Here is a 23,371-nt window from a genome sequence, read left to right as displayed (position 1 = left end):
TGTATGCAAAATACCATCGTCTGTTTTCCGACAGAACGACATAATTTATCGAATTAAGGCCAAGCTGATGGGTGTACCTATCCTCCACCATACCCGCATGTGTCCGCCAAGGGAGGCGCCCAGTGCGACCATCCCCGTGACCATGGTCGCGCGCGACCTGCAACCCGATGAATTTTTATTACCGCACAGCCATCCCTGGGGCCAGGTCACGATGGCGCTCGAAGGCGTGCTGCGCATTACCGCCAACAACAGCAGCTGGGTGCTGCCACCCATGCGCGCCATCTGGATCGCGCCGAACGTGGAGCATGCCGTCACGATACTGGAAAAAACCCGCTTGCGCCCCCTGTGCATCCATGCCGCGCGCGCGCCGTTCGCGGGCCGCGACTGCAAGGTGCTGGAAGTGTCGAACCTGCTGCGCCAGCTGATCATGGCGCTGGAACAGCTGGACCCGGGCCAGGAGCCGGCGCGCGAGGCACTGCTGGCCGAACTGATCCTCGACGAGCTGAAACGCTCGGACACGCGTCCCATCCGTGTGCCCTTGCCCAGCGACAAGCGCCTGAAGACCCTGTGCGATAGCCTGATCGACAAGCCCGGCTTGAACCAGACGCTGGAACACTGGGCGCAGCAGGTCGGCGCCTCGGAGCGTACCCTGGCGCGGCTGTTCGAACGGGAATTGGGCATGAGTTTTGGCCAGTGGCGCCAGCAGGTGCGCCTGGCGCACGCGGCGCCCCTGATCGCGCGCGGCGTGCCGCTGTCGCAGGTGGCCGAAGAACTGGGCTACGCCAGCCAGTCGGCCTTTTCCGCCATGTTCAAGAAGACCTTCGGCAGTTCGCCATCGGCCTTCTTTGCGCAGGGCGAGCGTTCTTAAGCCATGAAGTCGAAGAGCGAATTTTTACCGGTATAACCCGGCAAGGCCGAGTTCGTGCCCATCTGCTCCTGGGCCGAATACGCCTTCACCAGCGCCTGCGCCTGCGCCGTCAGCGCCTTGGCCAGCACGGCTTTCTTGTTGTTCAGCGTGGTGATGTCCTTGCCCACCGATTGCACTTCCTTGCGGATGATGCTCGTTTCGCCCGTCAGCTCGCCGATCTTGCTGGAGAACTGGTCCGCCACGCCCTTGCCGTTATTCGTAAACAGCTTGCTGACAGCATCCGGATCGGCGGCGATGGCGGCCTTGAGTTTTTTATCGTCGAGTACCAGCTCGCCGCTCTTGCCCAGGGTCACGCCAGCGCTGCCCAGGATGGAAGCGGGCACGCCCGTGCTGGCCGTGCGCAGCACTTGCTCCATCTGCGAACGCACCTGGCCCAGGGCCGTATCGGATTTCAAATCGCCCTGCTGCAGGCTCTGCAGCTTGCTGTTGAGCTCGTTGTAGGCCGTGACGAAGCTGGCCACGTTGCTGGCGATCTGGCTGCTGTCCTTGGCAATGACGAGGTCCGTCGTGCCTGTTTTCTTCAATTCGATGGTGGTGCCCTCGACGGCAGTCGTCAGGGTATTCGTGGCGCTTTTGATGTCCTTGCCGTCGACGGTGAGCAGCGCGTCCTGCGCGGCGGCCGTCTGTTGCAAGCCCTTGCCGGCACCGGGCGCATAGCTGAGCAGGTTGCTGACGGCCGCGTCGCCGGACACGCTGATGCGCATGCTGCTGTCGGCGCCGCTCTTGCCGTTCAGGGCCAGCGAATAGCCATCCGGGCCCTTCACCACGCTGGCGTCGATACCCTGCTGCTTGAGCGCGGCGGCGATGCCGTCGAGGCTATTGTTGCTGCTGTCAATCGTCAGCGAAATGACCTTGCCACTGCCGGGTGTGAATTGCTTGCCGTCGGTCGCGCCCACTTCGATCTTGACCAGCGCGGGCGCCCCCGTGCCGATCGCCGCGCTCGAGGTTTTCTGCGCGCCGCTCTGCAGGGTCTGCCCCTGTGCCAGCTGCTTGACGTTCAATGCATGGCTGCCGCTGACAGCCTTGTCGGTGGTGGTGGCGCTCAGCACATCCTTGCTGCTGGACGTGGCCGAAGTGGCCAGGCCGCTGCCGGCCATGTTCTTGGCTACGCTCTGAAATTTCGCCAGCGCCGATTGCAACTGGCCCAGGCCCGAGAACTTGGCCTGGTCGCGCGCCAGGCTGGCATTGAGTTTGACGACGCCCGTGTTCTGCGACTGCATCTGGCGCTCCACCTTCGCATACACATCGGCCGAGATACTGCCCTGCGTCGTCTGTTGCGTGTTATTGGTGTAAGCCTTGCTGTTGATGGTCGAATTAAACATGGTGGGCATTCCCGTCGGGTGTAAGGTCATGGCACACGGTTCAGGTCATGACCGCGCGCTGCGCTGGAAACGGACAGCAAGCGCGCGTGGCGCGGCAAGGTCCCTCTTCTGGTTGATAATTATGCAGTATTACCGGAATATCAAAACAGCGAACAGAACAAGTTTTTCCTGACTGCAAACCCATATGCACCATGATAGCGCATTTCATGTGCAGCCCCTCTGCGGGCATGCCTCAGCGCATGAATTTCGAAATGGCACTGCTGACAGCCATGTCCAGTTGCAGGAAAGTGAGTCCCACCTTGAAACCTGCACTGCTGAAAATGCAGTGCGAGACGGACACCCGCGCCTCGATAATGTGTGCCGCGCCGTCGTAAAACAACTCGAACAGCACCTTGCCCTGCTTGCCTGTCGGCACCGGTTCCGCGATGACGGCCGCCATGCCGCCCGGCCCCACATCGAGGGTGCGCGCCGCTACAGGCCCCGCGCCATCCATTACCAACATTGCCTTGGCACGCAATATCTTGCGTGCGCCCTGCCTTTGCTCAACTGACACTGTATTCCGCTTCTCTAGCTATGCATTGTCGATGCGGATTCATGAGACGAATCCATCGGACAAATATTATAGTTCTAAACGGAAATTCTGTTTGACTTGTCTCAAACTTGGCATTTACACCATACCAACTCTTACTCCAGGTCACGGAGCTTATTGAATGCCTCGTCGATGCGTTCGACGCCGATGACCTTGAGACCTTCGATCGCTTGCTTGGGCAGGTTGGACTTGGGCACCACGGCCAGGGTAAAGCCCAGCTTGGCCGCTTCGCGCAAGCGTTCCTGGCCCCGTGGCGCAGGACGGATCTCGCCGGCCAGCCCCACCTCGCCAAACACCACGAGTCCCCTCGGCAAGGGTTTGTTGCGCATCGACGAGTTAATCGCCAACAACACGGCCAGGTCGGCCGCCGGCTCCGTAATTTTGACGCCGCCGACGGCATTGATGAACACATCCTGGTCGAAGGCGGCGATGCCCGCGTGGCGGTGCGCCACGGCCAGCAGCATGGCCAGGCGGTTCTGCTCCAGGCCGACAGACAGGCGGCGCGCATTCGGCAAGTGGCTGGTGTCGACCAGGGCCTGAATTTCCACCAGCAGCGGACGCGTGCCTTCCTGCGTCACCATCACGCAGGAACCGGGCACCTGGTTGTCGTGCTGCGACAGGAACAGCGCCGACGGGTTCGACACCCCTTTCAGCCCCTTTTCCGTCATGGCGAACACGCCCAGCTCGTTGACGGCGCCGAAACGGTTCTTGATGGCGCGCACCAGGCGGAAGCTGGAATGGGCGTCGCCCTCGAAATACAGCACCGTGTCGACGATGTGTTCGAGTACGCGGGGACCGGCCAGCGCACCCTCCTTCGTCACGTGACCCACCAGGATGATGGTCACGCCCGTCTGCTTGGCCGCCCGCGTCAGCTGCGCCGCGCACTCGCGCACTTGCGCCACGGAACCGGGCGCCGAACTGAGCGCGTCCGAATACACGGTCTGGATCGAATCGATCACCACCACTTCCGGCTTCAGGTCGGCCAGGGTGCCGAGAATCTTTTCCAGCTGGATCTCGGCCTGCAATTTGAGTTCCTTGGCATCGATGACGAGACGCTTGGCGCGCAGGGCGATCTGCGCGCCGGACTCTTCACCACTGACATACAGCACGCGCTTGTGGTGCGACATGTTGGCCAGCGCCTGCAGCAGCAGGGTCGACTTGCCGATGCCGGGATCGCCGCCGATCAGCACCACGCCGCCGGCCACCATGCCTCCGCCCAGCACGCGGTCGAATTCTTCGATGCCCGTGCCGAAGCGGGGCACGTCGATGGCGTCGATATCGTCGAGCGACAGCACGGGTGCCGTCTGCGCCAGCGACATGTGCTGCGGGTTCGAGTAGCGGTTGTTGCCGCCCGTTTCGGGCAGGGTTTCCACCATGGTGTTCCACTGGTTGCACGAGGTGCATTGCCCCATCCATTTATTACTGATGGCGCCGCAATCGCTGCAGGTGTAGATGGTCTTGACTTTTGCCATGGTGTACTTTGCTCAGGTAGAATGAAACAGCTGGTTATATATACAGTATATACAAACCGCGCTGCCGCGTCACCCTACGCTTCGTTCACCGGTACGCGCGGCGCCAATGCGCACATCAGCTCGTAGCCGATGGTGCCGGCGGCCAGCGCGACCTCGTCGATCGGCAGGCCCTGGCCCCACAAGGTCACGCTGCTGCCGACCCGCGCACCGGGCACGTGCGTCAAGTCGACCATCAGCATGTCCATCGAGACCCGGCCGATGAGCCCCGTGCGCACGCCGTCGACCAGCACCGGCGTGCCTTCGGGCGCGTGGCGCGGGTAGCCATCCGCATAGCCGCAAGCCACCACGCCCACCTGGATATTGCCGGCCGCCTCGTAGCGGCTGCCATAGCCCACCACTTCGCCGGCGGCGATATGCTGGATGCCGATGATGCTGCTGCGCAAGGTCATCGTGGGCAGCAAGCCGAACGCTTGCGCCGACGTGCCGCTGGGCGTGCCGCCATACAGCATGATGCCGGGGCGCACCCAGTCGCTGTCCAGATGGTGCAGCAGCAAGCCAGCCGAATTGCACAGGCTGCGCGGCAAGGCCGCATCGATACTGGCCGCGCCCGCTTCAAAACGCAGCATCTGCTGGGCCAGTGGCAAGCGCGTGGGCGCCGCCTCGTCCGCATTGGCGAAATGCGTCATCAGGGTGATCGTGCCGATATGCGGCATGGCGCGCAGGCGCGCATACGCAGCCGCCACGGCATCTGGCGTAAAGCCCAGACGGTTCATGCCCGTATTCATCTTCAGGTGCACATCGATGGCGTGCGGCAAGCGCGCCGCTGCCAGCATGGCGATCTGTTCTTCGCAATGCACGCTGCCATTCAAGCCATATTGCGCCATGACCGGCAGATCGCTGGCGTCGAAAAAGCCTTCCAGCAGCAAGATGGGCTTGGTCCAGCCCAGTTCGCGCAAGCGCACGGCGTAGTCGACCTCGACCAAGGCCAGGCCATCGGCCTCGGCAAAGCCCCGCATGGCCCGTTCCAGGCCGTGGCCATAGGCATTTGCCTTGACGACGGCCCACACCTTGGCGCCGCGGGCGCAGGCACGCGCGCGCGCCAGATTCTGTTGCATGGCATCCAGATGGATGGTGGCGATGAGGGGCCTGGGCATATGCGTCGTTCACGGCGGGTGGGAAAGCCGTATTTTACCGGATGCACAGTAAGCGGACACTGCAGATGCCCACGATCGTGTGCATAGGACATCATTTACAAAATGCTCACATGTATGTGTATTTTTCTACGGCAGAAAAATTAAGCTTCGCTTAGGCAAGACTATGCAAAGCGACCCCGCCCAAACTTGGGGTTTGCCGTTTTTTCGTGGTATAAAGCAAGCCAGATATGATTTCAGGCAATCCAGAATGAATCGTGGTTTTTATACCATCATGGCGGCGCAGTTCTTTTCTTCGCTGGCAGATAACGCCCTCTTTTTTGTCGCCGTCGATTTATTGGTGTCCATGAAATCCCCGGCGTGGATCACGCCGCTGCTCAAATTGTCGTTCGTACTGTTTTACGTGCTGTTGGCCGCTTTTGTCGGCGCCTTCGCGGATGCATTACCGAAAGGCAAGGTCATGTTCATCGCCAACATGGTCAAGATCTTCGGCTGCGCCCTCGTCTTCTTCCACGTGCACCCCTTGCTGGCCTACGCCGTCGTGGGTTTTGGCGCGGCTGTGTATTCGCCCGCCAAGTACGGCATCCTGACGGAACTGCTGCCGCCGGAAAAGCTGGTGGCGGCGAATGGCTGGATCGAAGGCTTGACCGTCACCTCCATCATCCTCGGCACCGTCATGGGCGGCGCGCTTGTCAGTGGTCATGTGTCCGACATGCTGCTATCGATCGACATCCCGCTGATCGACACGGGCATCGCCAACAAGACAGAAGCGGCCCTGTGCGTGGTGGTGGGCATTTATGTGCTGGCAACCCTGGCCAACCTGAAGATTCCCGACACGGGCTGCGTGTATGCGCATCAGGAACGTAATCCTATCAAACTGATCACCGATTTTGCCAATTGCTATTCCATCCTGTGGAAAGACAAGCTGGGCCAGATCACCCTGGCCGTGACGACCCTGTTCTGGGGCGCTGGCGCCACCTTGCAACTGATCGTGCTGGAATGGGCCAAGCAGTCGCTGAACATGCCGTTCGACAAGGCGACCAGCCTGGTGGGCGTGGTCGCCATCGGCGTGGCCGCCGGCGCCGTGCTGTCGGCGCGTTTCATCCCGCTGCGCAAGTCGCTGACCGTCATTCCGCTGGGCATCGCCATGGGCGTGATCGTCATGATGATGACGCAAGTGCACTCCGTGTGGATCGCCTACCCGCTGCTGATACTGATCGGCGCCCTGTCCGGCTTCTTCGTCGTGCCCATGAATGCCCTGCTGCAACACCGCGGCCACGTCCTGATGAGTGCGGGCCATTCCATCGCCGTGCAGAACTTCAATGAAAACCTGTCGATTCTCACCATGCTGGCCGTATATTCCATCATGATCCGCTTGCACCTGCCGCTCAATATCATCATCACCCTGTTCGGTCTGTTCGTCGCCGGCACGATGTACATGATCATGCGCCGGCACAAGCTGAACCAGCTGGAACACGACAGTCTGTCCTTGATCGGCGAGCATAAGCACTAAACCCAAGCAAGGGCTGGGGTCAGACCCTGAGGGTCTGACCCCGGATGTCGTTTGGGGTTGAGTGGCTTAAATCGGCAACACGCCAGTCAGCCGCCGCGCGACCTACGCAGGTAGCGTGCCTGCCAGCCGCCGTGCGGCAGCCTGCTCCGTCCAGTCATGGGGCACGACAAAACCGCGCGTGCGCTCCACTTCCCAGCCTTCGACATTGCCCACCGTGGCCACCATCACCGGTTGCGCCAGATCAGACAACTGCGCGCGCAAGGTATCGACATCCAGCACTGCCACCTCGCGCCCCTTGAACGGCGCCAGCCATTGCAAACGCGGCAGCACGACATAGCGCTGCGCCGGCAATTGTGTTGGCGTGCACCAGAAGCCGTGTCCATGTTCCGGGGAAATACCATCCATGCCGGGCGTGGTGCCCGGAGCATAAAACAGCCAGCCCTTGACCAGCGCCTGCGCCGCGCGCACGGGCTGCGCCAGCAAGCTTTGCGCAGCCGGGTGGCGAGACAAGGCGAGTTGCTTGTCGAGAATCTTGCGCATCTTCAATCCCAAGGTGTCGGCCAGGTTGGGGCCGATCAAGTGGTTGAAGACACCGGGATCCGGCGCGCCTTCCAGCAGGTAGAACTTGGTGGCGAATTCCCAGTGCAGCAAGCCATCTCCGTGACGCAGCAGGAAATCGAACTCGCCCACCGTGTCGTTGCGGTTCACCTGCACTTGCAAGCCATGCGCTTGCAATACACCATGCTGCTCAAAATAAAAGGCCAGCAGCTTTTCAGCGTACAGGCCCAGGCGGGAATAGAATTTCGGCCCCAGCGCCGCATCGAGCGGCGACGGGTCATCTTGCAGCGCCGCCAGCCATGCCGCCACGGCAGGCGTAACGGAAGGCAAGCTGGCGATGCGCCCGCCCCAGTGGGCGCTGGAGGGGTCAAGCAAGTCGGGCGAGTCGAGCAGCCAGGCCAGCGCCCGCACGCGGGGGTGCGTCAGATGCCCCCAGCGGCGCTCGAAGCGGACCTGAAAGGTAGCGACAGCCGTATCAACCACCGTGCGTGCTTTTCGCCAGGCACAGGTCGGCCCAGGCACGCGCCTTGGCCTTGCCCGTCTCGTCCTGCAGCAACATTTCCGGGTGGAAGGTAGCCACGACGGACGCACTGCCCAGCTGACGCACCTTGCCGCGCACGGGTTTTTCACCGGGATTGATGCCGGCGGCGGCCATCGACCCCAGGGTGACGATGGTGCGCGGTTGCAGCAGGGCCAGTTCGCGCTCGAAATACGGGCGACAGGCGGCCGACTCTGATTCGGTGGGCAAGCGTTCCTGCCCCGCCTCGTCGAGCGGACGGCATTTCAGCAAGTGCGTGATGTACACGTCGCGGCCCGCCTCGAGGTCGATGGCTTTCAGCATATTGTCGAGCAATTTTCCCTGCTCGCCCGGCAAGGCGCGCCCTTCCCGTTCTTCCGCGCGCGAGGGGCTGCTGGCCAGCATCAGCCAGGCGCCTTGGCGGTCGCCACGGCCCATGACGACGCCCTTGCGCGTCTTGCACAAGTCGCAGCGCGCGCATTTGGCCACGGCGGCCGTCAAGCCTTCCCAGTCGAGGGCGGCAATATCGGCGTCGCTCAGCTGCCTGGCCGGTGGCGGCGCGGGAGCATCGTCGAACCAGGCCGTGTCGTCCGACTCGGCGGCAGGAGCTGGCGTAGCGACAACGGCGACGGGCATTTCGACCTGCACCTCGGCGACCACCTCAGTAACCACTGCGGTCACGGCTTCAACGGCTTCGGCCACGGGCGCCGCCACGGCAACGCCCATCTCCAGGGAAGCTTCGACAACAATATCAACGACCTCGGGCGCGGCCCCCTGGCGCAAGCGCCACAGGGGGCCGACGCCCATTTCATCGAGGAAAACGGCGCTGCGGCTCATAGGGTATAACGCATCACGATGGCGTCCTCACGTTGCGAGTTGGCCGCCGGATAGTATCCCTTGCGCCGGCCGATCTGTTCAAATCCATAACGCTGATAAATATCGAGCGCGCGCGCGTTCGACGGGCGCACTTCCAGCAGCATCGATTCCATGCCCAGCTGGCGCGCGCAGGCGCAGGACTGCTGCAGCAGGAAGCGGCCCAGCCCCTGGCCCTGAATGGCGCCCTCGACGGCCACATTCAGCAAGTGCGCCTCGTCGACCACCAGCATCAGCAGGAAGTAGCCGAGCAGGGTGCCATCCACGTCGCGCAGCACCCAGGCCGGGTAGCCGCTCTTGAGCGAATCGACGAAGTTGCCGTGCGTCCAGGGATGCGGATACACGCGCTGCTCCAGCGCCAGCACTTCGACCAGGTCCGCTTCGAGCATCGGCTGATAGTCGAGGCGCAGCAAGTCCCAGCCTGCCGCGCTGTCGTCCTGCGTCACTGCATCCTTGCCCTCCTCCATCATTGCGCCGACTCCGCAGCGGCCTTGGCCAGTTGCATCTCCTGCCGTTCTGCGCTCGTATAGGCGATCTTGTTGCGCAAATACAAAGGCTGTGCCTCGGCCGCCGTTACAAACTGGCCGGCGGCAAAAGCGATACGCGCCAGCTGCGCCACCTGCACGGCGTGCGGCATGATGGCCGCGTCGGCCGTGGCGGCGCACGGCAACGCGGCCAGCGCTTCGGCGTAGGCGCCAAAACCGTTACCGCAACCGGCCACATCGCCTTGCGGCGCCACGCCGGCCGGCGCGCTCAAGGCCGGGGGCAACACGGCCCGCAAGCCATCCTGGTAATCATATTGCGCCCAGTACACTTCGCCCATGCGGGCATCGAGCACGGTCACGATGTGCTGCGCGCCATGCTGCTGGTGGCACGCCAGCGCCATGGCGTCGAGCGTGACGATGGGCACGACAGGCAGCTTGGCGCCGTAGGCCAGGCCTTGCGCGATGCCGCAGGCCGTGCGCACGCCCGTAAACGAGCCGGGACCGGAGCCGTAGGCGATGGCATCCACGTCCGCCAAGGTCACGCCCGCTTCGGCCAGTAATTCCTGCACCATCGGCAAGATCGACTGGGAATGCGTACGCACGCCCGACGAGGCACGGGACAGGACGACATCGCCGCGCAACAAGGCGCAGGAAGCGAGTTCGGACGAAGTTTCAATAGCAAGCAGGGTGGGAAGTAAGATAGGCATGGCGTATTTTACCTTGCCGCGCCATGGTGCGGCACTCCCCGCTGCGGCATGCCTGGAGCAGCCGGACAGCAATCAGGCCGATGCGGCTTGCACAGCGGGCCCGCGAGGACGGCTATAATGAAAGACGCAGCTTAGTATTTGACCGGCGTCAAGTCTGCCGCGCCAAGCAACTGTTCAGTAAATTACTTAGCAGTAAATACTTAGCAGTAAGCACTTAGCCACATCGCCTTTCCACTCTTGCCCTGGTCCGTTCCGTGAATCCACTTCTTGCTAAATTGCAACCATATCCATTCGAAAAGCTGCGCCAGCTGTTTGCCGGCGTGACGGTCAACCCCGAGTATGCGCCCATCAGCTTGGGCATGGGCGAACCCAAGCATCCGACGCCGGCCTTCATCGAGCAGGCCTTGGTCGACAATATCCACGGCCTGGCCAGCTATCCGACCACCATCGGTTCGGAAGCCTTGCGTACCGCCATCGCCGGCTGGCTGGAGCGCCGCTATGGCATCCCCAAACTCAATCCTGCCACGCAAATCCTGCCCGTGAACGGTTCGCGCGAAGCGCTGTTTGCGCTGGCGCAAACGGTGATCGATCCGTCGGCCGGCTCGCTGGTGATCAGCCCGAATCCGTTTTACCAGATCTATGAAGGCGCAGCCTACCTGGCCGGCGCCGAACCATATTTCGTCAATTCCGACCTGGCGCGCAATTTCGGCTGCGACTACGACGCGGTGCCCGCGTCCGTGTGGGAAAAGGTCAAGCTGCTGTTCCTTTGTTCGCCCGGCAACCCGACGGGCGCCGTGCTGACCCTGACGGACTGGGAACACCTGTTCGCCCTGTCCGAGCGCTATGATTTCGTCATCGCCGCCGACGAGTGCTATTCCGAAATTTACCACGGCGACACGCCCCCGCTGGGCGCGCTGCAGGCGGCGCACATGCTGGGTCTGTCCACGATCGAACGTCCGTATGCGCGCCTGGTGGTGTTTTCCAGCCTGTCGAAGCGCTCGAACGTGCCCGGCATGCGCTCGGGCTTTGTCGCCGGCGACGCGGAAGTGCTGAAAAAATTCCTGCTCTACCGAACCTACCACGGCGGCGCCATGAGCCCTGCCGTGCAGGCGGCCTCCGTCGCGGCCTGGAACGACGAAACCCATGTCGAGGAAAATCGCGCCAAGTACCGCGCCAAGTTCGACGCCATCACGCCGCTGCTGCAAGCGGTGATGGACGTGCAATTGCCGGACGCCGGCTTCTACCTGTGGGCCGACGTCAGCCGCACGGGCCTGTCCGACACCGAATTCGCGCAGCGCCTGTACGCCGAATATAATGTGACGGTATTGCCTGGCAGCTACCTGGCGCGCGACGCACACGGCATCAATCCGGGCCGCAACCGCATCCGCATGGCCCTGGTGGCCGAAACGGCCGAAGGGCTGGAAGCCGCACTGCGCATAGTAAAATTCTGCCAGCAGCTTTCCGCATCCGCATCAACCAACTAAATAAACAAGACATCATCATGAGCCAACAACTGCAAACCATCATCGACCAGGCCTGGGAAAACCGCGCCGAGATCAATCCGCGCAACGGCACGGCCGAACTGCGCGACGCCGTCTCCCACGTCATCAATGGCCTGGATAACGGCAGCATCCGCGTGGCGGAAAAAACCTCGGGCGACTGGGTTGTCAACCAGTGGGTCAAGAAAGCCGTGCTGCTGTCGTTCCGCCTGGAAGACAACGTCGTCCTGCCATCCGATGGCACGATGCAGTTCTACGACAAGGTGCCGACCAAGTTCGCCAACTACACCGCCGAAGACTTCGCCAAGGGCGGTTTCCGCGTGGTGCCACCAGCCGTTGCCCGCCGCGGCAGCTTCATCGCCAAGAACGTCGTGCTGATGCCGTCCTACGTCAACATCGGCGCCTACGTCGATGAAGGCGCCATGGTCGACACCTGGGCCACCGTCGGCTCCTGCGCCCAGATCGGCAAGAACGTCCACCTGTCCGGCGGCGTCGGCATCGGCGGCGTGCTGGAACCAATGCAAGCGAACCCGACCATCATCGAAGACAACTGCTTCATCGGTGCCCGCTCGGAAATCGTCGAAGGCGTGATCGTCGAAGAAAACTCGGTCATCTCGATGGGCGTGTACATCGGCCAGTCGACCAAGATCTACGACCGCGCCACGGGCGAAGTGACCTACGGCCGCGTGCCTGCCGGCTCCGTCGTGGTCTCGGGCAACCTGCCTTCGGAAGACGGCAAATACTCGCTGTACTGCGCCGTCATCGTCAAGCGCGTGGATGCAAAAACCCGCGCAAAAACGGGCATCAACGAACTGCTGCGCGGCATCTAATTACTGCGCCGCAAGGCGCACGCAGCACCCTGAATGTCCCGCCCCGGCGGGACATTTTCATTTCCAGAACACAACTTCAATCGTCCCGCCCCCGCTTCTCATCCTGTCCTATACTGGATGGCATGAATACTCCTCCCGTATTAATCGTCGGCGCCGGTCCTACCGGCCTCATGCTTGCTTTGCGCCTGGCGCGCCATGGCGTCGATTGCCGCATCATCGATAAAAACAGCGGTCCGGGCCAGGCGTCGCGGGCCATGGCCGTGCATGCGCGCACCCTGGAGTTTTACCAGCAGCTGGGCTTTGCCGACGAACTGGTCAGCCTGGGCATCAAGATCAATGCCATGCACATCCACGAAGGCGGCGAGGAGCTGGTAAAACTGGCGCTGGGCGAGATCGGCGAAGGCCTGAGCCCTTACCCTTTCGTGCTGAGCCTGCCCCAGGACGAGCATGAACGCTTTCTCATCAGCAAGCTGGCGGCGGCCGGCGTGCACGTGGAGTGGAATGTGGCGCTGGACCTGTGGACGCAAGACGATAGCGAAGTGCAAGCCATCCTGCTGAAAGATGACGAGCGACAATATTGCACGTTTGACTATATCTGCGGCTGCGACGGCGCCCGCAGCAAGGTCCGCGAAATCGCCGGCGTCGACTTTTCCGGCGGTACCTACGACCACCTGTACTATGTTGCCGATGCGCAAGTGGCCGGCAGCAATACGGATTTGCACGCCCACCTGGGCGCGAACTCTTTCGCCCTGATGCTGCCCGTGCGCACCAGCGGCATGCAGCGCCTGATCGGCATCCTGCCCGACCGCCCCGATGGCGCGCCGGCGCCCGTTTTCGACGATGTGCGCGAACAGGTACAAACCCTGCTGGGCATCAAGGTCGAGCACGTGAACTGGTTTTCCACGTATAAAGTGCATCACCGGGTAGCGGCGCAATTCCGCGAACGGCGCTGCTTCATCCTCGGCGACGCGGCCCATTTGCACAGCCCCGTGGGCGGCCAGGGCATGAACACGGGCCTGGGCGACGCCGTCAACCTGGCGTGGAAACTGGCGCAAAAGTTGCATGGCCAGAGCAACGACGCCCTGCTCGACACCTATGAAAGCGAGCGCATCGTGTTTGCCCGCAAGCTCGTCGCCACCACCGACCGTGCCTTCCAGGCCATCGTCGCGCAAGGCATGGCCGGGCAATTCCTGCGGCGCTGGCTGGTGCCGCACGCGCTGCCCTTCCTGTCCGGCTTCGGGCGAGCGCGCCGTTTGCTGTTCCAGACGGTGTCGCAAATCCAGATCAGCTATGAAGACAGCGCCCTTTCTGCAGGCCATGCGGAATATCTGCGCGGCGGCGACCGCCTGCCGTGGTTCTCGGACGGTACGCAAGACAACTTTACGGCCCTGCGCAGCATGGATTGGCAATTGCACATCTATGGCGAGCCGGCGCCCGAACTGCTGAACGAGGCCCGCGTGCTGAAACTGCCCGTGCATTGCTATACCTATAACGTGGCCGCCAAGCTCGCGGGCCTTGGGCGCGACGCGGCCTACCTGGTGCGCCCCGACGGCCACATCGCGCTGGCCCTGCACCAGCAGGAAAGCGGCGCCCTGCGCGCCCTGGCCTTGCGACTGGGCCTGCATTTTGGTCCGGCGGAGATAGGCAAGGCGGCGCCACGGCCTGTGTAGGGGAATCACGGGGCCGTGTTGCACTGCCGCATCGACTGCGCATCAACTGTATAATGGCGGCTACCATCGCATTTTGTCCTGGCGCAAGCGCCGCGATCAAGCGAACCGCATTCATTCCCCTTGGCCCTACCCATGACGACCATTACACTCTACGGTATCCCCAATTGCGATACCGTCAAAAAGGCCCGCACCTGGCTGGCTGCGCAGCAACTCGATTTCACTTTCCACGACTTCAAGAAACAGGGCCTGGAACGCGCCACCGTCGAGGCATGGCTGCAGCAATTGCCGTGGGATGTGCTGGTCAACAGGAAAGGCACGACCTGGCGCGCCCTGTCCGACGAGCGCAAAGCATCGATCACGGATGCGGCCAGCGCCCTGGAGCTGATGCTGGAAAACCCGTCCATCATCAAGCGCCCCGTGCTGGACAAGGATGGCAAGTTCAGCGTGGCGTTTTCAGATGCACAGTACGCAGCCATTTTCGGGCTGTAATTTTTACTTAGACAGAAGCACCCCGCTCTACACCATGACCACCTCCAAAACCCTCGCCCTAACCGAAAAACTGATCGCCCTGTCTTCGGTCACACCCGATGACAAGGGCTGCCAGCAGCACCTGATCGACATCCTCACGCCGCTGGGCTTTGTCTGCGAGACGATCCAGTCGAACGACGTCACCAATCTGTGGGCACGCCGTGGCACGACGTCCCCCGTGTTCGTCTTTGCCGGCCATACGGACGTGGTGCCGACCGGTCCCGTCGAGCAATGGCGCTCGCAGCCGTTCATCCCCACGCAGCGCGACGGCAAGCTGTACGGCCGTGGCGCGGCCGACATGAAGACCTCGATCGCCGCCATGGTGGTCGCTTGCGAGGAATTCATCGCCGCCACGCCCGACCACACGGGTTCGATCGCCTTTTTGATCACCAGCGACGAGGAAGGCCCGGCCACGGACGGCACCGTCATCGTCTGCGACAAATTGAAGGCGCGGGGCGAGCAGATCGATTATTGCCTGGTGGGTGAGCCGACGTCGAGCGCGCAGCTGGGCGACATGATCAAGAATGGCCGCCGCGGTTCGCTGTCGGGCCGATTGACGATCAAGGGCGTGCAAGGCCATATCGCCTACCCGCACCTGGCGAAAAACCCGATTCATGAAGCGGCGCAGGCGCTGGCCGACCTGGTCGAGGAAAAATGGGACGCGGGCAACGAGTATTACCTGCCGACCTCGTGGCAAATGTCCAACATCAACGCGGGCACGGGCGCCAACAACGTGATTCCCGGCGACATGGTGATCGACTTTAACTTCCGCTTTGCCACGGCCAGCACGGCGGAAAGCTTGCAAGCGCGCGTGCATGCCATCCTCGACAGGCATGACTTGCAATACGATATGCAGTGGACCCTGAGCGGCCTGCCCTTCCTCACGCCGCGCGGCACCCTCTCCGATGCGCTGTCGTCCGCGATTCACGCGGAAACGGGCATTGTGACGCAGCTGTCGACCACGGGCGGCACCTCGGATGGCCGGTTTATCGCGCAGATCTGCCCCCAAGTGATAGAATTCGGGCCGCCCAATGCAAGTATTCACAAGATCGACGAGCACATCGAACTGCGCCACATCGATCCCCTGAAGAATATTTACCGGCGCACGCTGGAGCATTTGCTGCCCGTCTGAACCAGAATACCGAGGCCCGTCACGGCGGGCCAGAACACCGTCTTTTCGAGAATGCCATGACCCCGAACCCGTTTTCCACGCCACGCGACCTGCTGCGCTACGCCGTTACCCGTTTCAATACCGCCAAGCTGTTTTTCGGCCACGGCAGCGCCGAAGCGTTCGACGAAGCGGCCTATCTGATCCTGCACACTTTGAAGTTGCCGCTCGACAAGCTCGAACCGTTCCTCGACGCCAAGCTGCTGCCGTCGGAAATCGCCAGCGTCATGACGGTCATCGACCGCCGCAGCATCGACCGCGTGCCGGCCGCCTACATCACCAAGGAAGGCTGGCTGGGCACCTACAATTTCTATGTCGACGAGCGCGTGATCGTGCCCCGCTCCTTCATCGCCGAGCTGATTCCTGAATACTTTTCGCCATGGGTGGCGGAACCGGAAGCGGTGGAAAACATCCTGGAACTGTGCACCGGTTCGGGTTGCCTGTCCATCATGATGGCCGACGCCTTCCCCAACGCCGCAGTGGACGCGGTGGACATTTCCGCCGACGCGCTGGCCGTGGCCAAGCGCAACGTCGACACGTATAAACTGCAAGATCGCGTCAAGCTGATCGAATCGGACCTGTACACCAACGTGCCGGCCAAGAAATATGATTTGATCATCAGCAACCCGCCGTACGTGAATTCCGCGTCGATGGGCACGCTGCCCCAGGAATACCTGGCCGAACCGCAAATCGCCCTCGACGGCGGCAGCGACGGCATGGACCTGGTGCGCAAGATCATCGCCGGCGCGGCCGAACGCCTGACGGACGACGGCATCCTGATGATTGAAATCGGCAATGAACGCGAATACGCGGAAGCGGCCTTCGGCGAGCTGGGCCTGACCTGGCTGACGACCAGCGCCGGCGACGACATGGTCTTCCTGCTGACGGCCGAGCAGCTCAAGCTGGTTTGATCGACTTGGCAGGTCGGATTAGCGTAGCGTAATCCGACAAATGTGCATGCTGCCCGTCGGATTACGCCCTTCGGGCTAATCCGACCTACCTGAATTTTACGGCGCGGGTTCATTCCCAGCCTTTACAAAGAAAAAAATGATACGTTTCCTACAAGTAAGCCTGATGCGCGGCATCAAACCGTTGCTCGAACAAGTCGATGTCACCCTCAATCCGGGCGACAAGATCGGCCTGATCGGCGCCAATGGCGCGGGCAAATCGAGCCTGTTCGCCATGATGCGTGGCGAATTGCACCCTGACCAGGGCGAGATCGATTTCCCCGCCAAATGGCGCGTGGCTTACGTGGCGCAGGAAACGCCGCCGCTGGACCGTGCCGCGCTCGACTATGCGATCGATGGCGACATCACCCTGCGCAAACTGGAAGCGGAACTGGCGCATCTCGAATCGCAACCGGAAAGCACGGAAAACGGCATCGCCATCGGCAACATGTACAGCGCGCTGGCCGATGCCGACGCCTACACGGTGCAGTCGCGCGGCGAGCAATTGCTGCTGGGCCTGGGCTTCACGCTGGACCAGATGCAGCAACCGGTGGCCAGCTTCTCGGGCGGCTGGCGCATGCGCTTGAACCTGGCGCAAGCGCTGATGTGCCCGTCCGACCTGCTGCTGCTCGATGAACCGACCAATCACCTGGATCTGGACGCCATCATCTGGCTGGAAGACTGGCTGAAGCGCTATGCCGGCACCTTGTTAATCATTTCGCATGACCGCGACTTCCTCGATGAAGTGGTCAACGTCGTCGTGCATATCGACGAACGCAAGCTGAAACGCTACTCGGGCAACTATTCGAGCTTCGAGCGCCAACGCGCGGCGCAGATGATTCTGGCCGCCGGCGCGCTGGAAAAGCAGCAGCGCAAGCGTGCCCACCTGGAATCGTTCGTGAACCGTTTCAAGGCGCAAGCCTCGAAGGCGCGCCAGGCGCAAAGCCGCATGAAGGCGCTGGCGAAGATGGAAGAGCTGGCGCCATTGCGCGCCGCCGCCGAATTCTCGTTCGAATTCCGCGAGCCCTTGAGCGCGCCGAACCCGCTGATGGTGATGGAGGACGTCGACGCGGGCTACAAGATCGAAAACGAAGCGACGGGCGAAATCACGCATAAAACCATCGTCAACGGCATCAAGTTTTCACTGCAGATCGGCCAGCGCATCGGCTTGCTGGGCCAGAACGGCGCCGGCAAATCGACGCTGATCAAGACCATCGCCGGCGAACTGATGCCGCTGACGGGCGACGCCACCATGGGCAAGGGCCTCAACATCGGCTACTTCGCCCAGCACCAGGTGGAAATGCTGCGCCACGACGAATCGCCACTGTGGCATCTGTCGAAGATCGCCCCTACCGTGCGCGAGCAGGAACTGCGCAACTTCCTGGGCGGCTTCAACTTCCCCGGCAACATGGTCACCGCCTCGATCGCCCCGTTCTCGGGCGGCGAAAAAGCCCGCCTGGCCTTGGCCCTGATCGTCTGGCAGCGTCCGAACCTGCTGCTGCTCGATGAACCGACCAACCATCTGGATCTGGAAACGCGCGAAGCACTGACGGAAGCGCTGGCGCAGTTCGAAGGCACGCTGGTCGTCGTGTCCCATGATCGCCATTTGCTACGCGCCACCACCGACGAATTCATCATCGTGGCCGACGGCAAGCTGCAACCGTTCGACGGCGACCTGGACGATTACAAGGATTGGTTGTTCAAGACCAAGCTGGGCAAGGGCACGGACGTGCTGCCGGCCGCCGGCAAGGCCAACAAGACGGACTTCCCTGTCGTCTCACCAGTAGCGGTAGCGGCCGCCGCCCCTGCCGCGCCCGTGCGCGACAAGCGCCAGGAAGCGGAAGACCGCCAGAAGGCCGCCGCCCTGCGCAAGCCGATCGAGAACAAGATCAAGCGCCAGGAAGAGCAGATCGCCAAGCGCAACGCGCAAAAGGCGGAAACGGAAGCCAAGCTGGGCGAGCCGACCATCTACGACGCCGCCAACAAGGCCAAGCTGAAGCAATTGCTGGCCGACCAGACCTTCTTCACCAAGGACCTGGCACAGCTGGAAGCGGAATGGCTCGATTTGCAGGATCAGCTGGAAAAGCTCGGTTAAGCAAGCAACGACAAAAGACGACTCACGGGTCGTCTTTTTTTATGCCGCCTGCATGGGGCCGGGGCTGCGGATCGCCATCAGGCGGTCGATGTCGACGAGGATCAACCGACGTCCCGCCAGCGTGCCCAGGCCCAGCAGATAATCGGCTTCCGCCGCGCCCAGGCCGGGCACGGCGGCGATGTCGCTGGCGGCCAGGCTGACGATGTCGGTGACGCCATCGACCACCATGCCCATCACGCCATTGCTCAGCTGCAAGATGATCACGTCGGTGGACGGGTCGGGCGTACCCTGGGCGCTGCCGAACGCGGCGCGCATGTCGACGATGGGGATGATCACGCCGCGCGAGACGGCCACGCTGCGCAGCACCTCCCCTTCCGAGGAAAAGCGGTCGAGTTCCTTCAGCGGACGCAATTCCCGCACGCAGCGGTAATCGAGGCCGTATTCCAGGCCGCCCAGCCGGAAGCTCAAGTACTGCGTCAGGTGTTGCGCGGTGCTGCGTTCCGCCGTTGCTGCGGCGCCAGGCGTCGTCGTGGGCTGCATGGTGTTCCTTTCATCCGGTAAGCGCTGCCAGGATGCGCAGTGGCGCAACGTTGGCCCCATGCTAACCAGCATCACCGCAGGCGGCGTTGAGAAACATCAACTTTCCCGGAAGGCATGCGTAGCCACACTGCCCTGGCTTGCGCCGGCGCAGCCATCTTCCCTTACAATACCCACATCGTTTCCCCACAGGCAGGCCATGCAACACCTCGTCAATCCCGCTGAAGTTGAATTTTCCGCCATCCGCGCCCAGGGGCCGGGCGGGCAGAATGTCAACAAGGTGTCCAGCGCCATCCATTTGCGCTTCCCCATCGCCGCCTCGTCGCTGCCGGAAGCGTACAAGGAGCGGCTGCTGGCCCTGCGCGACAGCCGCATCAGCAAGGATGGCGTGCTGGTGCTCAAGGCGCAGCAGTCGCGCAGCCAGGAGCAGAACAAGGAAGAAGCCTTGCGGCGCTTGCAGGAAATCATCGACAGCGTCACCTTTTTGCCCGCCGTGCGGCGCGCCACCAAGCCCACGCGCAGCTCGCAGCGGCGCCGCCTCGACAGCAAGAGCACGCACAGCGTCCTCAAGCAATCACGTGGCAAGGTGATCGACTGATCAGGGTGGCGGCTGGTAAGTCCAGTCCAGGCTGCCTGTGCTGTCCGCAAACACGCTCTGCGTGGCCGGCGTGGCGCTGCGCAACAGCGCCTTGATCTCCTTCGGCGGCCGGTCGTAGACCTTGGCCGGCCCGGGCGGCACGACCATGGCGCGCACGGCCGTTTCACCGTCGACCAAACCCAGGCTGCAGCGCGACTGGCCGGCCGTCGCCTGCCGCTGCTGGCGCACTTGCGCCACCAGGGCCAACATTTGCGCCTGCAGGATTTCCGACTGTTTCACTTCCACCCGCAGGCGCGCCACTTCCTTCAATACGGGGGCGATGCGCGCCGCCAGCTTGTCGTACTGCAGCTGCTGCGCCGGCTGCAGCTGCAGCTCGCCGCGCCGCAGCTGGCCCGCCAGGGTCAGGTAGTTGCGCACTTCTGGCAAGTGCGCAATGGCATCGATTTCCTGCTGGCGCTTGTGCTGCAGCTGCTGGTAGTGCGCGGCCCGGGCCAGGCTTTCCGCGATCTGTTGGTCCAGGGCGCTCAAATCGGGCACCAGCGGGAACAGCAGCATCTCCACCTGCTTGCGCGGACCAGCGCTGCCGATGCGGATGGTGCGTGCCGCCACGGCGCAGCCTTCGGCCAGCTCAATGACGACCTCGTCGGCGATGATCTCGCAATTGCTGGCATGCTCGATCACCACGCGCGTGCCGGCGATGACGCAGCTTTCCGCGCGCTTCATGTGGACTTCACCGCTCAGCGCCTGCAGCACGGAACCGGAAGCGACGCCCTCGACGCGCACGTCGCCGTGCTCGTTGAAGGCCGTGCCGCCCACCAGGTTGCGCTGTAACAGGATCAGCCCGCCATGCGAGTGCAGGTGGCCATACACGTCGCCATGGATGGTGATGTCGCTGCCGTCGAGCTGGCGCTGCTCCTGCACTTCGCCATATTCTTCATACGCGGCGCGCAGCTTCAAATTGCCCGTGGTGCGGCTGCTGACGCCTTCGCGGCTGACGATCTTGTTTTCGATGGAGAGCTTGCCGTGCGCATCGACATTCACATAGCCATCCTGAGTGGCGACCACGTAATCGCCATCGCTGAAGCGCTCGACCGCCGTGCCCACCCCTGCCACCGCCGCCGGGTCCAGCTCCAGCGGCGCGGGCGGCGGCAGCAGTGTGCCGTCCAGGTCGTAGCCGGGCGAGCCGGGCGCACCCGGTAGCAGCCGCAGCAGGCGCGCGTGTTTTTTCACTTGCGGAAAACGGTTCTTGAAACTGAGTAAATCCAGGCGGCCATCGGAGCGTTCGCGCGGCGCATCGTTGCGGTGGATGCCTTGCGACACTTCGACCAGCTGGGCGTCGCGCCCCGGCTGCGGCGCCAGTGCGCGCGCCACCGTGATGCGCTCGGCCTTGCCGCTGCCGAGAATGGCGCGCACGGCCGCACCATCGATGCCATAGTGCACGCCCTTGCACCACAGGTCGGCCACCAGCTCGTCAAACTCGCGGCGCGCCGGCACCTGGCCATCCGCGTCAGGCGACAGCGCTTCAAAGTAGAACTCGGCGCTGTCGCCACGAATCTTGATTTGTTTATACAACGCACGGCGCTGGGGCGGAAATGGCGCCACGCAGGCGGCAATGCGCAGCAAGGCATCGCTCTTGGGCGCGGCGCGGGGCGCGGGGGCATGGAACAGGGTCAGCAGGAACAAAGCGTAGTCGAGACCGGCCAGCAGCTGCCCCGACTGGAACAGCTGGTCGATGGCGACGCGCAACTGTGCGGGCGCCAGGGACAGGTCCAGACACACGCCCTCGTCGCGCTGCACCAGGCCGCGCGGCAAGCCGCCTGCGGGGACCGCTTCAGGAACGGGTGTGTCGTCGTCGCTCACCACTTGCCTCCCCAAAACCAGGAATTGTCTCAGTGCACTAGAACAATATCACGGGGCGTGGCGGCGTGCCTGACTGAGCAACAATGTTGGTGGGCAGATGCAAACAGGGCCATGTCTTGCGAGATGGCCCTGTGGGATGGAGGTGCGCGATGTCTAAATAATTAGCGGCGTGGGGGATTCGAGTAAATATCCTGGCCCACTTCGTTGATCTGGCGGCGCAGGTCGCGGCGCTCGTCGGGCGTCATGCGGCCCGTGCGGCGTGAGGCGTCGGCGCCTTCGCTGGCGCGGCGCTGCTCTTCGGCGCGCGTATCGAAACTGCGTGCGTCACGCTGTTCGCGCAGTCGCGTATCATTGCTATTGCTGCGCTGTACCTGCTCATAGCGCTGGGCCTGCACTTGCGGCTGGTCGTCACGGCGTGGCGGCGGCTGGTTTTGTGCCAGCGCCAGGCTGGCGGCAAACACGGAGCAAACGGCAAATGCAGACAGCACAGTCGTACGTGCGGCAATAGCTGCGCTGGGAGCGGTGTGAATTTTTTTAGTAAAGATATTCATTGAGTTCCTCTTCCGCGATGCCGCATAAACTTAAAGCTGATTTCCACTGTGGCCCCAGTGTATGATGCTTTACACGGTGCAGTAAGAGTAATTGGGTAAAGTTTGTAACACTTTGTAATGGGTCGCCATACCCCCTTGCCGACGCCACGCGAGGCGTTACTATAGCAACTAATATAAGATAACACGACACCTTAAATGACCACAACCTCCACTTCCGGCAGCAACACGCCTACGCAATCGATCCACGGCCACCAGGCAAAAATCATGGTGGTCGATGACGATGTGCGCCTGCGCGACTTGCTGCGCCGCTACCTGACCGAACAGGGTTTCAATGTCTTCACGGCAGAGAGCGCGACGGCCATGAACAAGCTGTGGCTGCGCGAACGCTACGACTTGCTGGTGCTCGACCTGATGCTGCCCGGCGAAGACGGCCTGTCGATCTGCCGCCGCCTGCGCGGCGCGGGCGACCAGACGCCGATCATCATGCTGACGGCCAAGGGCGAAGACGTGGACCGTATCGTGGGCCTGGAAATGGGCGCCGACGACTACCTGCCAAAACCGTTCAACCCGCGCGAACTGGTGGCCCGCATCGGCGCCGTACTGCGCCGCAAGGGTCCCGATGAAATCCCGGGCGCACCGTCGGAAACACCGCAAACCTTCGAATTCGGCGACTTCGTGCTGGACCTGGGCACGCGCACATTGAAAAAGAGTGGCGAAACAGTGCCGCTGACCACCGGTGAATTTTCTGTGCTGAAAGTGTTTGCCCGCCATGCGCGCCAGCCGCTGTCGCGGGAAAAACTGATGGAACTGGCGCGCGGCCGCGAATACGAAGTGTTCGACCGCAGCCTGGACGTGCAAATCTCGCGCCTGCGCAAACTGATCGAACCCGATCCGTCGAGCCCGCTGTTCATCCAGACCGTGTGGGGCCTCGGCTACGTCTTCATCCCGGACGGACAGCCGCGCTGATCGCAGG

The 23,371-nt window shown here is 62.6% G+C and carries 22 protein-coding genes; 11 read left to right on the top strand and 11 right to left on the bottom strand.

Annotated features, from left to right (window positions below; all coding sequences use genetic code 11):
• Positions 1–67: 67 nt before the first annotated feature.
• Positions 68–868, top strand: a complete 801-nt coding sequence (locus tag ACP7EG_RS03395; RefSeq protein ID WP_332859157.1) for a helix-turn-helix transcriptional regulator — start codon at positions 68–70, stop codon at positions 866–868.
• Here ACP7EG_RS03395 and fliD read toward each other — a convergent pair.
• The 4 genes from fliD to alr form a co-directional block, all read right to left on the bottom strand.
• Positions 865–2,250, bottom strand: a complete 1,386-nt coding sequence (fliD, locus tag ACP7EG_RS03390) for a flagellar filament capping protein FliD (RefSeq protein ID WP_426086422.1) — start codon at positions 2,248–2,250, stop codon at positions 865–867. The two genes, ACP7EG_RS03395 and fliD, sit on opposite strands and share 4 nt — an antisense overlap.
• 232 nt (positions 2,251–2,482) lie before the next feature.
• On the bottom strand, positions 2,483–2,803 hold the full coding sequence (locus ACP7EG_RS03385; protein WP_280141164.1) for a PilZ domain-containing protein: 321 nt from the start codon (positions 2,801–2,803) through the stop codon (positions 2,483–2,485).
• Between the two features lie 131 nt (positions 2,804–2,934).
• Positions 2,935–4,311, bottom strand: coding sequence for a DNA repair protein RadA (gene radA / locus ACP7EG_RS03380; protein ID WP_096236532.1), 1,377 nt, complete (start codon positions 4,309–4,311; stop codon positions 2,935–2,937).
• A gap of 74 nt (positions 4,312–4,385) precedes the next feature.
• Positions 4,386–5,465, bottom strand: a complete 1,080-nt coding sequence (gene alr / locus ACP7EG_RS03375; protein ID WP_426086421.1) for an alanine racemase — start codon at positions 5,463–5,465, stop codon at positions 4,386–4,388.
• A gap of 247 nt (positions 5,466–5,712) precedes the next feature.
• Here alr and lplT point away from each other — a divergent pair, with 247 nt between their 5' ends.
• Positions 5,713–6,975: a lysophospholipid transporter LplT gene (gene lplT / locus ACP7EG_RS03370; protein WP_071076427.1), complete on the top strand. Its 1,263-nt coding sequence runs from the start codon at positions 5,713–5,715 to the stop codon at positions 6,973–6,975.
• Between the two features lie 102 nt (positions 6,976–7,077).
• Here the strand turns inward: lplT and ACP7EG_RS03365 are convergent, their stop codons facing one another.
• The 4 genes from ACP7EG_RS03365 to tsaB are packed head-to-tail and all read right to left on the bottom strand — an operon-like array spanning position 7,078 to position 10,115.
• Positions 7,078–8,016: a DUF1853 family protein gene (locus ACP7EG_RS03365; RefSeq protein WP_426086420.1), complete on the bottom strand. Its 939-nt coding sequence runs from the start codon at positions 8,014–8,016 to the stop codon at positions 7,078–7,080.
• On the bottom strand, positions 8,009–8,887 hold the full coding sequence (locus ACP7EG_RS03360) for a uracil-DNA glycosylase (protein ID WP_426086419.1): 879 nt from the start codon (positions 8,885–8,887) through the stop codon (positions 8,009–8,011). The genes ACP7EG_RS03365 and ACP7EG_RS03360 overlap by 8 nt, the downstream gene beginning before the upstream one ends.
• Complete coding sequence (rimI, locus tag ACP7EG_RS03355; RefSeq protein ID WP_096236542.1) at positions 8,884–9,393, bottom strand: ribosomal protein S18-alanine N-acetyltransferase; 510 nt, start codon at positions 9,391–9,393, stop codon at positions 8,884–8,886. The genes ACP7EG_RS03360 and rimI overlap by 4 nt, the downstream gene beginning before the upstream one ends.
• Positions 9,390–10,115: a tRNA (adenosine(37)-N6)-threonylcarbamoyltransferase complex dimerization subunit type 1 TsaB gene (gene tsaB, locus ACP7EG_RS03350; protein ID WP_426086418.1), complete on the bottom strand. Its 726-nt coding sequence runs from the start codon at positions 10,113–10,115 to the stop codon at positions 9,390–9,392. The genes rimI and tsaB overlap by 4 nt, the downstream gene beginning before the upstream one ends.
• A gap of 254 nt (positions 10,116–10,369) precedes the next feature.
• On the opposite strand from tsaB, the gene dapC reads away from it, so the two are divergent.
• The 7 genes from dapC to ACP7EG_RS03315 all read left to right on the top strand — a co-directional run bounded on the left by dapC (position 10,370) and on the right by ACP7EG_RS03315 (position 18,852).
• Positions 10,370–11,599, top strand: coding sequence for a succinyldiaminopimelate transaminase (gene dapC, locus ACP7EG_RS03345; protein WP_426086417.1), 1,230 nt, complete (start codon positions 10,370–10,372; stop codon positions 11,597–11,599).
• A 17-nt stretch (positions 11,600–11,616) separates the two neighbouring features.
• On the top strand, positions 11,617–12,444 hold the full coding sequence (gene dapD / locus ACP7EG_RS03340; RefSeq protein WP_070223998.1) for a 2,3,4,5-tetrahydropyridine-2,6-dicarboxylate N-succinyltransferase: 828 nt from the start codon (positions 11,617–11,619) through the stop codon (positions 12,442–12,444).
• 122 nt (positions 12,445–12,566) lie between these two features.
• Positions 12,567–14,114: an FAD-dependent oxidoreductase gene (locus ACP7EG_RS03335; RefSeq protein ID WP_426086415.1), complete on the top strand. Its 1,548-nt coding sequence runs from the start codon at positions 12,567–12,569 to the stop codon at positions 14,112–14,114.
• Between the two features lie 132 nt (positions 14,115–14,246).
• Entirely contained in the window at positions 14,247–14,603 is a 357-nt protein-coding gene (locus ACP7EG_RS03330; protein WP_096236552.1) for an ArsC family reductase, read from the top strand.
• Between the two features lie 34 nt (positions 14,604–14,637).
• Positions 14,638–15,774 (top strand): succinyl-diaminopimelate desuccinylase, encoded by a 1,137-nt coding sequence (gene dapE, locus ACP7EG_RS03325; RefSeq protein ID WP_426086413.1) that lies wholly within the window; start codon positions 14,638–14,640, stop codon positions 15,772–15,774.
• A 56-nt stretch (positions 15,775–15,830) separates the two neighbouring features.
• On the top strand, positions 15,831–16,721 hold the full coding sequence (gene prmB / locus ACP7EG_RS03320; protein ID WP_426086411.1) for a 50S ribosomal protein L3 N(5)-glutamine methyltransferase: 891 nt from the start codon (positions 15,831–15,833) through the stop codon (positions 16,719–16,721).
• 136 nt (positions 16,722–16,857) lie between these two features.
• Positions 16,858–18,852: an ATP-binding cassette domain-containing protein gene (locus tag ACP7EG_RS03315; protein ID WP_099763078.1), complete on the top strand. Its 1,995-nt coding sequence runs from the start codon at positions 16,858–16,860 to the stop codon at positions 18,850–18,852.
• Between the two features lie 39 nt (positions 18,853–18,891).
• Here ACP7EG_RS03315 and ACP7EG_RS03310 read toward each other — a convergent pair whose 3' ends face one another.
• Positions 18,892–19,392, bottom strand: coding sequence for a chemotaxis protein CheW (locus tag ACP7EG_RS03310; protein WP_426086410.1), 501 nt, complete (start codon positions 19,390–19,392; stop codon positions 18,892–18,894).
• 196 nt (positions 19,393–19,588) lie between these two features.
• Between ACP7EG_RS03310 and arfB the strand changes: the two genes are divergently transcribed.
• Positions 19,589–19,987 (top strand): alternative ribosome rescue aminoacyl-tRNA hydrolase ArfB, encoded by a 399-nt coding sequence (gene arfB, locus ACP7EG_RS03305; protein ID WP_034779396.1) that lies wholly within the window; start codon positions 19,589–19,591, stop codon positions 19,985–19,987.
• Here the strand turns inward: arfB and ACP7EG_RS03300 are convergent, their stop codons facing one another.
• Both ACP7EG_RS03300 and ACP7EG_RS03295 read right to left on the bottom strand, forming a co-directional pair.
• On the bottom strand, positions 19,988–21,847 hold the full coding sequence (locus ACP7EG_RS03300; RefSeq protein ID WP_426086409.1) for a flagellar assembly protein A: 1,860 nt from the start codon (positions 21,845–21,847) through the stop codon (positions 19,988–19,990). It abuts the gene before it with no gap.
• Between the two features lie 161 nt (positions 21,848–22,008).
• Entirely contained in the window at positions 22,009–22,398 is a 390-nt protein-coding gene (locus ACP7EG_RS03295; RefSeq protein WP_099763075.1) for a hypothetical protein, read from the bottom strand.
• 264 nt (positions 22,399–22,662) lie between these two features.
• On the opposite strand from ACP7EG_RS03295, the gene ompR reads away from it, so the two are divergent.
• Complete coding sequence (ompR, locus tag ACP7EG_RS03290; RefSeq protein ID WP_232730910.1) at positions 22,663–23,364, top strand: two-component system response regulator OmpR; 702 nt, start codon at positions 22,663–22,665, stop codon at positions 23,362–23,364.
• Positions 23,365–23,371: the final 7 nt, after the last annotated feature.

The organism is Janthinobacterium sp. PSPC1-1, assembly GCF_049897625.1.
In the GTDB taxonomy this organism is placed as follows: Bacteria; Pseudomonadota; Gammaproteobacteria; order Burkholderiales; family Burkholderiaceae_D; genus Janthinobacterium; species Janthinobacterium tructae.
Note: the sequence above shows the minus strand (reverse complement) of the source record. Positions and strands in the feature narration are given on the sequence as shown.

Coding starts and splice junctions, on each gene's coding strand:
- ACP7EG_RS03395 (WP_332859157.1), top strand. CDS start 68: ATGGGTGTACCTATCCTCCACCATACCCGCATGTGTCCGCCAAGGGAG.
- fliD (WP_426086422.1), bottom strand. CDS start 2,250: ATGTTTAATTCGACCATCAACAGCAAGGCTTACACCAATAACACGCAA.
- radA (WP_096236532.1), bottom strand. CDS start 4,311: ATGGCAAAAGTCAAGACCATCTACACCTGCAGCGATTGCGGCGCCATC.
- alr (WP_426086421.1), bottom strand. CDS start 5,465: ATGCCCAGGCCCCTCATCGCCACCATCCATCTGGATGCCATGCAACAG.
- lplT (WP_071076427.1), top strand. CDS start 5,713: ATGAATCGTGGTTTTTATACCATCATGGCGGCGCAGTTCTTTTCTTCG.
- ACP7EG_RS03360 (WP_426086419.1), bottom strand. CDS start 8,887: ATGAGCCGCAGCGCCGTTTTCCTCGATGAAATGGGCGTCGGCCCCCTG.
- rimI (WP_096236542.1), bottom strand. CDS start 9,393: ATGATGGAGGAGGGCAAGGATGCAGTGACGCAGGACGACAGCGCGGCA.
- tsaB (WP_426086418.1), bottom strand. CDS start 10,115: ATGCCTATCTTACTTCCCACCCTGCTTGCTATTGAAACTTCGTCCGAA.
- dapD (WP_070223998.1), top strand. CDS start 11,617: ATGAGCCAACAACTGCAAACCATCATCGACCAGGCCTGGGAAAACCGC.
- ACP7EG_RS03335 (WP_426086415.1), top strand. CDS start 12,567: ATGAATACTCCTCCCGTATTAATCGTCGGCGCCGGTCCTACCGGCCTC.
- ACP7EG_RS03330 (WP_096236552.1), top strand. CDS start 14,247: ATGACGACCATTACACTCTACGGTATCCCCAATTGCGATACCGTCAAA.
- dapE (WP_426086413.1), top strand. CDS start 14,638: ATGACCACCTCCAAAACCCTCGCCCTAACCGAAAAACTGATCGCCCTG.
- prmB (WP_426086411.1), top strand. CDS start 15,831: ATGACCCCGAACCCGTTTTCCACGCCACGCGACCTGCTGCGCTACGCC.
- ACP7EG_RS03315 (WP_099763078.1), top strand. CDS start 16,858: ATGATACGTTTCCTACAAGTAAGCCTGATGCGCGGCATCAAACCGTTG.
- ACP7EG_RS03310 (WP_426086410.1), bottom strand. CDS start 19,392: ATGCAGCCCACGACGACGCCTGGCGCCGCAGCAACGGCGGAACGCAGC.
- arfB (WP_034779396.1), top strand. CDS start 19,589: ATGCAACACCTCGTCAATCCCGCTGAAGTTGAATTTTCCGCCATCCGC.
- ACP7EG_RS03295 (WP_099763075.1), bottom strand. CDS start 22,398: ATGAATATCTTTACTAAAAAAATTCACACCGCTCCCAGCGCAGCTATT.
- ompR (WP_232730910.1), top strand. CDS start 22,663: ATGGTGGTCGATGACGATGTGCGCCTGCGCGACTTGCTGCGCCGCTAC.